This is a genomic window from Stygiolobus sp. CP850M (assembly GCF_037389425.1).
Classification (GTDB): Archaea; Thermoproteota; Thermoprotei_A; order Sulfolobales; family Sulfolobaceae; genus Stygiolobus.
Map to the genome: position 1 here is coordinate 13,472 of NZ_JBBHKR010000015.1, position 14,213 is coordinate 27,684.

The window sequence follows — 14,213 nt, forward strand, 5'->3', positions numbered from 1 at the left end:
CAGTATATAAAAGAACCTTTACGTTCTAAAAATTATGTAAGTCCAATCAACGGTTAATATCCTTTTTTGCTTCTCCTTTCAGATACTTTCTTTCTGCCTAAGATTAGCTGTGCTAAAACACCTTTTGCAACATTATAAAGATCTTTTACAGTTATTGTTCCATCAAAGTAATATCTTATTGACGAGAAGAAAAGACTATTTAAAGATGGAAGTTGAGCTTTATAGCTACATTTAAAAACCTCATTTTCAGCACTTAAGTATAGTTCTAGAAATAGAATTGTTCTCTGGATTTCTTTCTTACATTGTTTACAACTTGTTATAAGTGAACCTAAGTACCTAAAATCTTCTAAAATTCTGTTAAAAAGGCATACTATCTTATTTTTATTTTCTAAAAACTTACTGTAGTCTATTACTTCACTATAAGTAGATATTCCAGTACCTACCCTATATGTGGTCAATTTCTCTGGTATGTGTAATAAATTGTTATGTTCTAAAGATAAATATAGTAGAGCATGAACTAGTCCCAAATCTATATAGCTAAGGTTTTTTTTTAATTTCAACTAAAAATTCTTTTCTTATAGAATAAGAAGAATTATTTACTAGCCCAAAAGGATATTGATGGTGGATTTTTCTGAAGTTGTTTCTATTTACTAAGACCTCAAACGGTACACCCCAAGTTAAGTTTAATTGATTTCCGTTCTCATCAATTAATTTGCTCGAGTTGTGAATTGTAACTACATCTCTTCTTTTCTCAAAAATTTTATTTATGTATTCAATTTTATTTTTATGAAACATATCATCATCATCAAGGAAATATACAACGTCGATATCATCTCTCAAAGCCTTAATTGCCTCAAAAATCATCTTTCCGAATTGTGGATAGTCTGCCTCAATTACAGTTGCATTTATAGAGTTGTTCAACATCTTCGGATTGTCAGCTACTATAATTATCTGATCTGGTTTGACTGATTGAGATAAAACTGAGTTTAACGCTTCATCAATATACTTATACCTCTTGTAAACTGTAATTATTACTGCTGACTTCACAAGTATAGCTCAAATTACCAGTTAAAATTTTTTGAGAAACGAATTATCAAAGTCCTCATACGTTTACAGTTATTGAACCCAAGCGTAACCTATATTGATGACGCATATAATGTGATTTGAAGATAGTTTGCCCTCATCTGGCACGATACTAAATTAAACCGTTCAACTTGGCTGTTAACAAAGAGGAGAAATGATGTATTTTAAACTATAAAAATAAGCTCTATAACAATTAAAACTCACACGTTCACTACAGTAAATCAATAACAGTAAACCAGAAATTAATACAATTTTATTATACTATTTTATAACTCAATTTGTTTCTTTTAACGCCTTCTCAAAACTCTCTACTGTTTTTGCCCATGTAAATTTTTTGGCAGTCTCTAGTCCATTCTCTATCATTCTCTCCCTCACTTTATCATCTTGAATCATTTTCAGTAAATTATCTGACAAGGATTTAACATAACCAGGTTGTGAAATTAACGCATTAAAACCATCTATAGCGTAATCCCTAGAACCTTTATTATCAGTCATAACTACTGGAGTTCCGCAAGCCATAGCCTCTAATGGAGGTAAACCAAAGCTTTCAGCATAAGATGTAAAGAGAAGAACATCTGATGACGAATAAAGTTCAGCAAGGACTTCATCCGATACGTTAGAAAATACTAAGTATTCGAAGTCTAATCCTATAGTCTTTGAATAATGCCTAACAAGACTTTTACCTCCAACAAAAACTACATGAATAGGAACCTTTTTGTTAACGTTCTTTAATACTTCCAGTGCTACTTCGTCACCTTTAAACCTAACCCCCCTTAATATTACCATAACCCTCTTCTTCTGATTTCGGCTATTCGTTCTTCTTGGTCTAAAAATGTTCAAATCAACTCCGGGATGCGCTATAGTTACTTTCGCTAAGGGATTGTTTTCCACAATTAGTTGTTTAGCGTAAGAAGAAACTGTTATAAAAGAGAATGGTAACTTTAGCGAGTGATAAAACATGTTTAAGCTTAACTTACCTTCATTTTCTTCTACCATTTCTGGAAAGTCTTGCATCAAATAAAATGGGTTTTTATTTTGTGAAAACCAAACTGAGAAAGCTGTCAAGTGATAAGTCGCAACAGTAACGTCTGAGTCAAAGCTTCTGATTAACTCAGCTAATTCAATAATAATGTCCGGTCTTACACCGAGTTTAGACGAAATTAAAAGAAAAGTATCATAAGGGTTTCTCTTAGCACTTCGTAGAATAACGTATCTATAAAACTTGTAAAAAGCATACACTATCGAACCAACCGTATTTAAGTTTAATGGCTTATAAATAACTTCTGCCCTTAAATTCTTGAACCAACTATGATCTCCGACTAAAGCTTCTATTTTCACATCATAACCTTTATCCTTTAACGCGTTAGCTACTTAAAAGATATATCTAACTCCGCCGGTTAGTCCCGTGCTAATTAATACGAACAGAATTTTCATAAATTAATCTATAGTGTAATGAAGAATTTATTAACCGCTTATGTATTATACTCCTAAATGTTAATTAGCGTAATTATATCAGCTTATAATAGAAAAGAGTTCCTTAAAAACGCAATAAGGAGCGTCTACACTCAGTCATTAGATAAAGGATTATATGAAGTGGTTATAGCTAAGAACTTTGAAGATAAAGACATAGACGATTATATTGCAAAATTAGGCTATAAAAATATTATATAAGATACTCCTAGCTATGGGAAACGAGTTAGCGTAGGAATTGAAGAGTCAAAGGGTGAAATTTTGGCGTTTCTAGAAGACGACGAGTTTAAACCAAATAAACTAAGTAAAATATACAAGGTATTTAGTACCCAAAAAGAAGTGTCGTACTTTCATGATACAAGAGAGTATATTTATAATGATAAAATAGTTGATATAAACACTAAAGACCCTAAAATAAGCGGGATTATTAGATTTCTCGAAGGAATAACTCCTCATGAAGACGTTCTTATAAACCCGTTTGATAAAAAAGTTAAAAATTTTCTGATAAAGAACTACGGTGCTGTAGCAACTGTAAGTTTAATGGCTGTTAGACGTAGTTGCTTAGAGAGTAAATTAACTCTTCTTAAACAAATAAATCAAGCCTTAGAAGATTTTGTCCCCGCCTTTGCGGCTGAATGTGGTAAACTATTTCATACGGCAGATAGATTGACGAGATATAGAATCCACAATGAGAACAATTCAATAGCACTTAACGAAAAGGATTTATTAAGAAAGCTTTTTTTCTTAAGGAGATCTATAAATGACCTAAAAATTATAATTAATAACATCTCTCCAAAAAATCGGGTTCGAAGTGTTGTAAAAATGAGGTTATTGGAAGCTAAGTTGACCTTGTACAACTCACCAGAAGAAATAAAGAAAAAATTAGGCTACAAACAAAACGTATTAAGTGCGATTAAAGACCTTTCGGAGCTATATCTAATTAAACATGATTTACATGAATTTCTTAATTTATTTCCACACATTATTTATAACGGTATTCCTTCGAAACGGACGAAAATTTTAATTAAAAGAATAGTTAAAGGTGTAAGGTAATGAGTAATTATATAAAAAGAGCTAAAATAGCTATTAAGTCTAGAATTACAGAAAAATTGGACCATTTGTATTCTTAAATATGCTTTTAAAAATCCCGAAATTCTTCTTAAATGTAAGGATGATGGTGTAGTTAAAGTTAGCAGAGACGAGTTTGCGAAAATTTCATCCCTATATTATGAAGGAAAGATAATTAATTGCTCCAATAATTCTATTGGGTTTTATGTTAATGGAAATACTTATTGGATACCAGTAAACGAAATACTTATAGCTAGTGGAGAATTTGATAGTATTCTGAAAGCCCTCTATTATAATTGGAGATATAATGGTAAGTATTGGGAAAAAGGAAATACAAAATTTAAACATATTTATTATGAAATTATTGAAACATTTGAGGATGAAGTATATGGTTACGTGGATGTTAAGAATAAATCAATAGTAGACGTAGGGGCTTTCGTAGGAGATACGGCTATTTATTTCGCAATTAAGGGGCTAAAAAGGTAATTGCAATAGAGCCTCACCCTGGAGCGTATGAAGAATTAGTGGAAAATATTAGGATAAACGGTCTTGAAGGATAGATCGTTCCATTAAATATGGCTGTAGGAGATAAGGAAGGATATATCGTCATCTCCAATGTAGAAACCAAGCAGGCGCCGGTGACACCGTTCAAAGAGTCTGAAGGAAATGGAATAAAGGTTAAAAAGGGAAACATTAAATATTGTTATAAAGATGTACAATTTAGAAACTGATATACTAAAAATAGATTGCGAAGGATGTGAATATAACTTAATTTTAAACGATTACGAGGCAATATCTAAATTTGATCAATTAGCGTTTGAATACCATGCTTATAATATTGGTATGTCTATCTATAAGTTAATACAATTGCTTGAAGGAGAATACAACTGTAATTTTGTAGATGAACACATATACAGGAAAAATGATCCAAACTGGGATTAAAATAAGATAGGTATGCTTCATTGTGTAAAAAGAAAATAGTTCAATTTTATTAATCATATTGTCCCACCATTGCATGATCGATAATGATACAGTAGTTTTATTATTGTTTAGCCAATATGCTAATGTGTTATCAATTGTTATTCCTACTTCCAACGCTGAGGATACAATTGGTGAGTTATTAGAGAGTATTAAAGCTCAAGACTTCCATGACGATTATGAAGTAATCATAATAGACAACGGTTCTAAAGATAAGACCGAAGAGATTGTAAAAAAATATATAAATATTTTACCAATAAGGTACTTCAAGTATGAGGAAAAACTAGGTGTCGCAAACAGTAAAAATTCTGGAATTAATAAAGCTAGCGGAGAATTTATTCTCTTTTTAGATCAGGATGTAACATTACCTCCAAGCACATTATTCCAATTGTCTACTATATTAAATAAAGAGAATTATAATATAGTTTTTCAGCTAAAATTGGTTTACCCTAACGGTTTAATAGATAGTTGTGGGGGGCTTATTGATGAACTAGGCTATCCAAGGGAGCTTAGGAAAGGAGAGCCGGCAGAAAATCAATGTATAGACGTTACCGATATTCTTTATGCTAAAGGCTCTGCTATGCTAATCAGTAAAAAGCTTCTTGATGAGCTTCAAGGTTTTGATCCGAATTACTTTTACGAGTATGATGACACTGATATATGCTTTAGGGCTATCAAAAGAGGATATAAAGTAAAGTTCTTGCCTATTAGCATATTTCATCATGAGCACGGAGCGTTGTCTAAGGATTTGAGAAGTAGGGAAATAAAGCTAACGTATTTTATAGAGAGTAGGAGGCTTTATTTCATCTTAAAGAACTTCAGTAGGGGGTATTTGTTTAGGAAAATACCTAAAGTCCTTTTCTACTTCTTCGGTTCAATGCTCATGGACTTAGTTAAGAGGAGGAAGACTTATTTGTTTAAAGCCAGGGTTAAGGCATTGGTTTGGGTTATATCCAAATTACCAGAAATTTACAGAAAGAGAAAGAATGAAATTTTCATTAATGAGGAAGAATTAATCAGAAGGGGTTTAATAGTAAAACACAAATCAAAAATATAAAGACACTAATTTCGTGTAGACAAGATTATTCCTTATCTAAACACTCTAGGTTTTATTTATTTAATTTTATCACACCATAACAACCCTATTTCTTCCTTAGAGACCCAAGGTGCCGATGAAGTTAGTTCGCAGTGAAAGTCACTAGATAATTTGTCTACTAATTTTGTATATTCAATACCAGTAAACTTTGCATGGTGTTCCATAAGTAATTTCTCAAACATCCTAACGTGCTCATAATCATTAAGTATTACATCAAACTCACAACCTTCACAGTCCATTTTGAGAAGATATGGCTCAGTAATTTGTTTCATAACCTCAGATAAGGTTACTATAGGAACCTCACATTCTCCATTAGTCCTTAAAGTAGAAAAACGGTCTGAGTCATACGTTGGCGTATTACAAGGCACTTTAATCTTTCCACTCTTAGAACCTAGAGCAGCATTTATTAAAAATATTTTACCCTCTAAGTGGTTAAGCTTGACATTCTCTATAGCTCGAGCGTACACGTTAGGTAAAGGCTCAACGCCTACAACTTTCCTAGCTCCTTTTAATGCAAAATAGATTGATGAGTCACCAACATTAGCACCTATGTCAACAACATCTCTACCATAGACATCTATATTATCGTATGCATGTCCGTCAATTATCTCGAAAACAGAATGGCTAACATATTTGAAAAAGACGCCTTCTTTCTCTACAACGCCGTCCTTATACTTCCATCCCCGTTTTAAGCCCTCGTATAAAAATTTAAATCCTTCTTTGTAAATATGATTGTCAACTTGAAAATCTTGAATTTTAGTTTTTATTATAAGCTTATTACCCTCATTCATTATCTCCTGTATTTCCTTATCGTAAAACATATTTACAATATCCGAATAAAACCGCCTACTAACGACGAATTCTTTTCCGCCTACTTTAATCTTGATTTTCTCCTTTCCTTTCATATATTCTAACGCTAATGGTAACCAGTTATCTATAATCTCTCTGCTCTTTAGGAACACCTTGACTTTCCTAGTTAAATACACAACCTTTATTCCTTTTCCCGTTATTTAAATGTCGCTGTTATGAGTTACCGGAACTTCCCTCATCTAGTAAGCCTTGATTGATATTCCTTTAAACCGTCTTTAATCCCTTTCATTACTTCTAAAGCATTATTGGGCGAATATAATATAAGGATAATAGATGAGACTAAAACGTACCATATAGCTTTAGGCTTTGAATACCACTTAAAAGAAAAATAAGTATTAGCTTTAGACTTACCGAAAATTCGTCTCGATAAAGATACTCCTCTATTTCCTCCTTCCTCAATAGGTATGTGGTAAACGTAAAAATATGGGTTAAAGACTAGTTTATATCCAGCCTTTTTAACTCCCTGCTGAAAGTCGCTCTCCTCTCTAAACCCGTTAGTACTGTCGTAGAATTCATCATACCTAACGTTTTTCACGGCCTCACCTTTTATCATGAAGAAAGCTGGGACAAACTCAGCAAGCCTGGGGCCGTTCTTAACGTCCAAGAAAATATAACCTAAAGCTTTACTTAATGAGTCCGCAATTGGAAGATTTAAGAAGAAGTCAGGGTCTACTGCCCTATTACCCAGATTAATCACTTTGCCCCCCACTACCCCAATTGACCCGTGAAGGAGAATCCTCAAGGTCCCCTTCACGTCACTTTCTGTTGGAATATAGTGGTCGTCGTCTGCACATATCATAAACCTACAGTCATTTTGTAAAGCCATCTCCAACACGCGATTTTTAGCTGTAGTTGTCCCGCTCCTCTTATCGCTTATCTCGTATATAACGCTTTTACCTTTAATTTCCTCTAAAGCCTCTTTATATCCTTCATACTCTTCCCTCTTTGATGAGTCGGCCTTAATGATTAGAGTGTCAACTTCCTTTCTATCTAACCAGCTCTTCAGCGTCTTTTTGAATAATTCCGATCTGTTATACGAAGTTATTAGAACTGCTAGTTTACACATCTCTCTTCAAACCTCCTATTTTCTCATTTAGTCTGTACTCCATTCTCTTTAAATAAAGGGCTAGCACGGATAGGAGGAGGGATATAAGCCCTACGTTAAATAAGCTGAAGCCTATAAATGCTAGGACAAAGTGGAAAATGTGAAAAGCTAAGTAGTCTAAAGCTACGTAAGACAGTATGGCAAACCCGGGTAGTAATAATACTGACCCTACTACGAATATGAGGAATACTGGGTTGAACTTAGCTGCGAGCAGAATTGTATCGAAGAGTATTTTGAGACCATGTATTTTCTTTAATTTGCTCTCTCCTTTTCTAGCCCTATAATCACCAATTACTTCTCCTATCCTCTTTGAATGGGAAGCTAAGTAAGCGCTTATAGCGACTTCAATGGAGAAACCTTTGACTTCAAAGTTAACTCCTTTAACTTCATTAGTCCTCAAGACGTAAAAACCGGAAAGAACGTCTTTCAATTTGGTCCCGAAAAGTAAGTTGAACGTTTTAGTTATAACCCAGTTACCGAAGCGGTTAAGTAAAGGTATGTTTTTCCTATTCCCTCTCACGACAATTACCTCATCGTAATCCTCCATTATTTTTAACGCCTTGATCACATCGGCAGGATTATAAGTATAGTCTCCGTCAATTACTACCACATAAGGTGTATCTACGTGTTTTAATCCGGTCATTATGGCCAAAGCTTTTCCCTTCCCTTGTTGGTAGATCACTTTAGCTCCTTTCTCTTTTGCTATTTCTGCAGTCCCGTCAGTTGAGTTTCCGTCTACTACTATTATTTTATTGAATCCTAAGGACTTTATTTCATCAATTACTTGTCCAATTCCATTCCTCTCGTTAAGCGTGGGTATTAAGAACGTCACTACTTCTTCTAAACCCATTCTGTCAATAATTTTTGAAATAAATTTATAAGCCTTTTTCTTGAGGTTTAAAAGATTCCAGAATTGCACAAATGTTAACGAAAGCATTACAAAAGGCTGATCACCCCTTCCAAGATTGGAGACGTCAGTAATTAAAATACGGTGTGAGAATAACGTTCGTTTTCGCTAGGACGCATGAATTAAGATAAATCATGGTATTTATCTCTTTAAATAGTCTAATACAGTTAGTGTTTGTACTATAAAATGTTTTAACATGAAGACGTGGTAAGCTTAAAGAGTGAGGCTTTGAACTAGAAGGTGTTTCTCTCGCCGATTATTTAGGCTATCTACTAAGAAGTTAGGAACTAAATAGGGAAGCAGTTGTTCTATCTAAGCAGCTATTAGCTAACCTAGATACAAGAAGCTAACACACAAATAGTGCTCTTAAAATTACATAAATCAATAAGAATTAAAAAGAAGGAGAGAAGCTCATTTTTTAAGCTTTCTAGTTTCTAAATACGATGGAATAAATAGAAAACTTATTGCTAACGCAATCCAATATATGATCTGAGGATAGAAGGTAAAGGTTAATAGTAAGTTAACGTTCTCATATTTTACGCTCACTAATTCCTTACCAATTTCTAAAAACGAATAGTTAGAGTATATACCGTGCGAGGACATTAAATACGTTATCACTACATATATTACGAGGGGATATACTAAATATGAGATAGTTAACATAAGTAAAATTCTGTTTCTTATTATTATTTTTCCTTTTAAAAATAAGTAAATATCTCTACTTATTACTATTATTAAAAATATTCTAAAAGCTTCCAGAGCTGCACTTATTACGTATGAAATCTTAAGAAACGTTCCCAGGAAATATATGGACATTTGGAATGGGGAAGTCTCTATTACTACAAGTCCGCCAAAATTATAAGTCCACCAGTAAAAAGGTAGTACGATTATAATTAGGCTAGAAATTAGGTAAATTAACGTGAAGGGATACTTTATCATAGTCCCACCACGTATGTAATATTTGTTTGGCCTATCTGAGCTTTTATAGTAATATTTTCGTCGAACACTTCACTTTCGTTTATTATTTTGATTTCCAATAATTGTGTATACCCAGGAGGGATTGTATAAATCTTGGTTAGATATAAATATTTGCCGGTTATGTTGTAAATGATGATAGTTTCGTTGAAAGGATTGTGAACTGGAACATCTACTTGATTTATGGAAATAGATAATGAGTTACTTACTTCGAAGCTTTCGCTTATATTTTCTCCATAAACGTTGGCAAGGAGCGTTATTTTCTCATTAGGAATGCCGGTGAAATTAGTTACATAAATTCTTAAAATTCCGTGGCTGAAAGGTTTAATTTCAGTTTTATTTAATAAATATAAATATTTGCCGGTTATGTTATAGATTATAAGAGTAGTGTTCAGAGGATTGCTAACAGTTATGGATACTTCTCCACTTTCGTAATACGTCAGGTTTATAGAACTGCCCAAAGGAAAAGTTTTAGTAATATTAATATTTCCTATTCCCACTAGTACAGTTATATTTTCTGTCTTATCTTTTATATTATTGTACAATAGGTAGAAATTAGTTACATTAAAAGGTAAATATGAGTAACCGGGCTTCAAAGCATATACACTTTCTAGTTGGAAATACTCTCCATAAGCTTTGTATAACATGATAGTAAAGTTAAACGGATTATATACTTTAATATTTACGACTCCTCCAAGAGTATTGGGTAATGAAATGTTGAAGTTTTTGCCTAATAATTCTTCCTTGCTTATTTTTATTCCATCAACTTCTACACTAACACTTACTATTTCCTTACTTTGATTATATAAATTATAAAACCCGGTAAAATTACTAACGTAAAATACTGCAGTAGAAGTAGCATTACTTCCTATGGTAATATTCTTTTCTAAGTACAAATATTTTCCAGTTATATTGTCAATAATTATGCTGTATGGGAAAGTATTGGTAATATTCACACTTACTGTTCCACCTTGATAATTTGGTACAGATAGAGAGATATTTGAGCTTTTAGATAAAATCATGTAACTAGTAAAATTTATTCCATCAACATTTATGTGGAAAGTGACGTTTTCCTCTCCTTTGCTATAAAGTTCATAAAACCCCGTAAAGTTCGTTATATTGATAAATACCTTTTTCTCTTCCATTGGGGTAAAATATTGCTCAGAGGAAAGAATTAGGTACTTTCCTGTGATATTTTCTATTATTATACTCTGATTGAAATCATTGTATATATTTAAATAAACCCCTCTAATGTTTATAGAACTAAGATTTACGAATAGCTTTCCAGTAATCCGGTTAGGAATTTTAGGTATATTTATTTTTAAATTTCCCGTTAAATTATGATAAAAAGAGGGAACTTCAACACTTAACTTGCCAGAAATTTGTTTATACTCATTTGCTAACTGAGTCAGATTTTGGAGATCTATATTAAACGAAGAAATAGAAAAATTTTTAGGTATTATATAGTTTATTTGATTAGCTATTTGCTTAGGTTGATTTACATATGTATTTATATTTGCCGGAACGTTAGTTATTATAATATAAGCCGAGAAAAAGGCTATAGCAATAATAGCTCCAATAAGCTTTACTAAATCCATGATAGTATTTATGAAAAGTTACTTAAAAGTATTTATAGAGCCTTTTTTCTAGGTACAAATATTCAATAAATGAATATTACTTAGGAAAAAAATGAGTTGATTGTATATGTTAAGTTGTATAAGAGCACTCGTGATGCTAGGTATAACTAAACCTACAAAGATTTTAGCGAAGTACACGATGAACCGTTGTCTCAAGCTCTATTATAGTGTCTTTTAGATAGATGATAACAAAAGATTAAATTTTATAAACTTACAATATACTTACAGTTTATAATTATGGAAGATTTTTAAAGGCTAGATAAATAGTTACCTTTACCGTTCCAAAAAACAGTACAGAAGGACTAAGTCGATTTGAGAAAAGGCTTTTTTAAAGCAAATGAGCACATCTTTTATGGAACCTCTGGTCAGTATAGTGATTCCCACCTTAAATTCGGCTAAGACTGTTAGAAAGACTTTAGAGTCTATAAAGCTTTTGAATTACTCTAACGTTGAATTAATAGTAGTTGACGGTAAATCGGACGACGGTACTTTGGATATTGTTAAAGAGTACAAAAATGTTTACAACTTAAGAATTGTAATTGAGGAAAGGAGAGGTAGGGGAGTTGCTTACAACCGAGGCGTTTTGGAAAGCAAGGGTAAGTACGTTGCGTTTCTTGACAGCGATGCTACTATAGCTACTCCAGGTTGGATAAGCGACGCAGTTAAGGTTATGGAAACCGACGAAAAGGTAGCAGTTGTTTTTACTAAGGTGTACTCACCTCCTGACTCTACGATAATGCAAAAGGCGATAGATACTTTCTTGTGTAAGGGATTTACTACTGCTAACGGTGCTGTTTACAGACGTGATGCGGTACTTAAAGTAGGTGGTTTTAACGAGAAAATGAACTATTTGCAGGAAGATGAGTTGTTACATAGGTTAAAGAAGGCTGGCTATACTTTTTACGTCAACTATTCTGACTATATTTATCACTACCACAGAAACTCTTTGAGGTCTTACATAAAGCAGAACGTCGATGCTGCTAAAGGTGCCAAGGCTTATAAGGCTTTTACTGGGGAGAAGTGGATAGTCAAGGATTCTATAATGAGATTGTTCATTTTCTTAACTTCAATCGCGTTATCAGTGATATTAATTGTAACTGGTAAGATACTGTTATTCTTGGCTTTGATATTACTATTTTATGTTACGCTCTATATAAAAGTAAATTTAGAGACGTGTAAACAATATAAGCGGTCTAAGTACACGTTATTAGCCCCCTTCCTGATCTACATGTCTTTAATAGGGTTCTTTATAGGTTACTTGTCACCTTAAAAGACCTGGACGTTACATGTTATAATTTAGCTGTATTCGTGGAAATGAAAGCTTATTAATATAAACCGTGCGATTTTTCTTAATGCTCTTAGGCTTAGAGCTTTTAGCACTCCACTTCTCGGAACCATTAGCTTATTTCTTTGCCATAAAAGATAAGAGAATAGCGGAAGTTGAAGCTGAAGGCTACAAACCCGTAAGCATAATTATCCCTACGTATAACGAGGGGGATAAAATCAGGGACAAGTTGTTGAACGTTATGAAGAGTTACCCTCTGGAATACGCTGAAATTATACTCGTTGACTCTTCTACTGACAACACTACAGAGGTAGCCAAATCACTCGGCATTCCGATAAAAATAGTTAAGGAGAAGGAGAGGAGAGGTAAAATATTCGCAGTAAAAGAGGGAATAAGGAATGCTAGTAATGATATAGTAGTAATAACTGATGCTGACGCTTTGTGGGACGACCCTTTGATAGATGCCGTAAAGTACTTAAAGGACGAGATAGGTGCTGTCAGCTGTATTAAGAGGAGTAATAGAGGTACTGAAAACGCTTATAGGAACTTTTATAATGTGATCAGGCTGTCCGAGTCTGCTATTTACTCCACTCCGATTTTCCACGGTGAGCTAACGGCTTTCAGGAAGAGCTTGCTTTCTGCAGACGAAATTCCTAATGCCGGTGCTGATGATAGCAGCATAGCTACGCTTATTGCTTTAAAGGGATATAGGGCCATATGCACTAAAGTAAGAGCATTTGAGTACTCACCAAAGGGGTTAGATTACTTTAGTTGGAAGACTAGAAGGGGGTTACACTTGGTGAGACATTTTGTACGCTTTTTACCTAAAGTTATGAGGAGTAAGAACAGGAAATATAAAGCAATTTTTCTTGAGGAGTTTTACCTGCACTTAATAAACCCTTGGTTTTTAGCACTCGGTATAGTTCTAACGGCAATTTATTTGCCGAAGCTTTTCCTCTTCTTGCTATTAGTACTGTTGATCGCGTTAGTTATACCTCAGGCAAGGGAGTTAGTGAAAGCTTGGGTACCCAATCAGTTCTTTCTAATAATGGCACAATTTAAGGCTTTGAGAGGCGAATTCTTGATGTGGAAAAAGGAGAGCAAGTAATCTGTGTCCTTCACGAGCATATAAGTGTGTATTTATCTGACTACTCTGGAAAGTTGAGGGTTACGTCATCATCGTTTCCACCGTCTATTCTGGACTCCATTTGGTGAGCAGTAGGGATAGCCGGAGAGCTCACTTGCGCTTTTATCCATTACGTCTAGTCCCTTGAGTGAGATAATATCTGATCTTATCTCAGTCCTATTAAGCAGGAAGAGCGCAGCTAGAGTCACTAAGAAATACTTGGAAAAACTCACTTTTAGGTCCCAGTCCACAAAATACTTTAAAGAGGGATAGGAAATATTTTGCAGCAGTTATGGGACTTTAACGTAACTTAAAGATTTTCATCAGCCCCGGCGGTCCACCTAAATAACGTTCAACGAACCTGAGGAACGCCTCCACGCTCCTCAGGTTAAGAGCCCCCACCAGCTCCCTGACAACGTTGACCATGATGGTGAAGATCGTGAGGTAACCCTGAAGCCTCTCTCTCCTCCAGAACGAAGAGTCCTCCAGTCCAAGGGCCTTGACGTCCCTGTGGAGCTCCTCGATCTCCCACCTCATCCTCCATGCCTCCTCGATCTCCTCCTCGCTGAGCGAGAGATCGGTCGTGTAGAGGTATCTGACGTGTGTCCCGGAG

Annotated in this window: 14 protein-coding genes and 1 pseudogene; 6 read left to right on the top strand and 9 right to left on the bottom strand. The window is 34.1% G+C overall.

The genetic code is table 11. The features are described from left to right. Positions 1-53: 53 nt before the first annotated feature. The 3 genes from WIW89_RS00595 to WIW89_RS00605 form a co-directional block, all read right to left on the bottom strand. The gene (locus tag WIW89_RS00595; protein WP_337719357.1) at positions 54-560 is read right to left on the bottom strand and encodes a hypothetical protein; all 507 of its coding nucleotides are present in this window, start codon (positions 558-560) and stop codon (positions 54-56) included. Next, positions 538-1,047, bottom strand: coding sequence for a glycosyltransferase family A protein (locus tag WIW89_RS00600; RefSeq protein WP_337719358.1), 510 nt, complete (start codon positions 1,045-1,047; stop codon positions 538-540). The genes WIW89_RS00595 and WIW89_RS00600 overlap by 23 nt, the downstream gene beginning before the upstream one ends. Before the next feature lie 309 nt (positions 1,048-1,356). Continuing rightward, on the bottom strand, positions 1,357-2,421 hold the full coding sequence (locus tag WIW89_RS00605) for a glycosyltransferase family 4 protein (protein WP_337719359.1): 1,065 nt from the start codon (positions 2,419-2,421) through the stop codon (positions 1,357-1,359). Between the two features lie 153 nt (positions 2,422-2,574). On the opposite strand from WIW89_RS00605, the gene WIW89_RS00610 reads away from it, so the two are divergent. From WIW89_RS00610 to WIW89_RS00625, 4 genes are all read left to right on the top strand, one after another. Then, entirely contained in the window at positions 2,575-2,754 is a 180-nt protein-coding gene (locus WIW89_RS00610; protein WP_337719360.1) for a glycosyltransferase family 2 protein, read from the top strand. Positions 2,755-2,814: 60 nt separating this feature from the next. Continuing rightward, positions 2,815-3,606 (top strand): glycosyltransferase family 2 protein, encoded by a 792-nt coding sequence (locus WIW89_RS00615; protein ID WP_337719361.1) that lies wholly within the window; start codon positions 2,815-2,817, stop codon positions 3,604-3,606. A gap of 726 nt (positions 3,607-4,332) precedes the next feature. Continuing rightward, positions 4,333-4,563 carry a hypothetical protein gene (locus tag WIW89_RS00620; protein ID WP_337719362.1) on the top strand — a complete coding sequence of 77 codons (231 nt, stop codon included), beginning with the start codon at positions 4,333-4,335 and terminating at the stop codon, positions 4,561-4,563. 73 nt (positions 4,564-4,636) lie between these two features. After that, complete coding sequence (locus WIW89_RS00625) at positions 4,637-5,656, top strand: glycosyltransferase family 2 protein (protein WP_337719363.1); 1,020 nt, start codon at positions 4,637-4,639, stop codon at positions 5,654-5,656. Positions 5,657-5,712: 56 nt separating this feature from the next. Here the strand turns inward: WIW89_RS00625 and WIW89_RS00630 are convergent, their stop codons facing one another. From WIW89_RS00630 to WIW89_RS00650, 5 genes are all read right to left on the bottom strand, one after another. Then, the gene (locus tag WIW89_RS00630; RefSeq protein WP_337719364.1) at positions 5,713-6,681 is read right to left on the bottom strand and encodes an FkbM family methyltransferase; all 969 of its coding nucleotides are present in this window, start codon (positions 6,679-6,681) and stop codon (positions 5,713-5,715) included. Between the two features lie 59 nt (positions 6,682-6,740). Then, positions 6,741-7,631 carry a glycosyltransferase family 2 protein gene (locus WIW89_RS00635; RefSeq protein WP_337719365.1) on the bottom strand — a complete coding sequence of 297 codons (891 nt, stop codon included), beginning with the start codon at positions 7,629-7,631 and terminating at the stop codon, positions 6,741-6,743. Beyond that, positions 7,624-8,520: a glycosyltransferase family 2 protein gene (locus tag WIW89_RS00640; RefSeq protein ID WP_337719366.1), complete on the bottom strand. Its 897-nt coding sequence runs from the start codon at positions 8,518-8,520 to the stop codon at positions 7,624-7,626. Before WIW89_RS00640 ends, WIW89_RS00635 begins: the two co-directional genes overlap by 8 nt. Positions 8,521-8,988: 468 nt before the next feature. Continuing rightward, the gene (locus WIW89_RS00645; RefSeq protein WP_337719367.1) at positions 8,989-9,516 is read right to left on the bottom strand and encodes a hypothetical protein; all 528 of its coding nucleotides are present in this window, start codon (positions 9,514-9,516) and stop codon (positions 8,989-8,991) included. Next, positions 9,513-11,150, bottom strand: a complete 1,638-nt coding sequence (locus WIW89_RS00650; protein ID WP_337719368.1) for a hypothetical protein — start codon at positions 11,148-11,150, stop codon at positions 9,513-9,515. The genes WIW89_RS00645 and WIW89_RS00650 overlap by 4 nt, the downstream gene beginning before the upstream one ends. Before the next feature lie 391 nt (positions 11,151-11,541). Between WIW89_RS00650 and WIW89_RS00655 the strand changes: the two genes are divergently transcribed. Continuing rightward, positions 11,542-12,459, top strand: a complete 918-nt coding sequence (locus WIW89_RS00655; protein WP_337719369.1) for a glycosyltransferase — start codon at positions 11,542-11,544, stop codon at positions 12,457-12,459. 82 nt (positions 12,460-12,541) lie between these two features. Beyond that, positions 12,542-13,582 carry a glycosyltransferase gene (locus WIW89_RS00660; protein ID WP_337719370.1) on the top strand — a complete coding sequence of 347 codons (1,041 nt, stop codon included), beginning with the start codon at positions 12,542-12,544 and terminating at the stop codon, positions 13,580-13,582. 318 nt (positions 13,583-13,900) lie between these two features. Here WIW89_RS00660 and WIW89_RS00665 read toward each other — a convergent pair. Further along, positions 13,901-14,213: pseudogene (locus WIW89_RS00665) on the bottom strand (IS701 family transposase); the annotation flags it as partial.

What these genes read in the sequence shown, in the direction of transcription:
- WIW89_RS00610 (WP_337719360.1), top strand. Translation starts at nt 2,575, where the DNA reads ATGTTAATTAGCGTAATTATATCAGCTTATAATAGAAAAGAGTTCCTT.
- WIW89_RS00620 (WP_337719362.1), top strand. Translation starts at nt 4,333, where the DNA reads ATGTACAATTTAGAAACTGATATACTAAAAATAGATTGCGAAGGATGT.
- WIW89_RS00625 (WP_337719363.1), top strand. Translation starts at nt 4,637, where the DNA reads ATGATCGATAATGATACAGTAGTTTTATTATTGTTTAGCCAATATGCT.
- WIW89_RS00635 (WP_337719365.1), bottom strand. Translation starts at nt 7,631, where the DNA reads ATGTGTAAACTAGCAGTTCTAATAACTTCGTATAACAGATCGGAATTA.
- WIW89_RS00640 (WP_337719366.1), bottom strand. Translation starts at nt 8,520, where the DNA reads ATGGGTTTAGAAGAAGTAGTGACGTTCTTAATACCCACGCTTAACGAG.
- WIW89_RS00645 (WP_337719367.1), bottom strand. Translation starts at nt 9,516, where the DNA reads ATGATAAAGTATCCCTTCACGTTAATTTACCTAATTTCTAGCCTAATT.
- WIW89_RS00650 (WP_337719368.1), bottom strand. Translation starts at nt 11,150, where the DNA reads ATGGATTTAGTAAAGCTTATTGGAGCTATTATTGCTATAGCCTTTTTC.
- WIW89_RS00655 (WP_337719369.1), top strand. Translation starts at nt 11,542, where the DNA reads ATGGAACCTCTGGTCAGTATAGTGATTCCCACCTTAAATTCGGCTAAG.
- WIW89_RS00660 (WP_337719370.1), top strand. Translation starts at nt 12,542, where the DNA reads ATGCTCTTAGGCTTAGAGCTTTTAGCACTCCACTTCTCGGAACCATTA.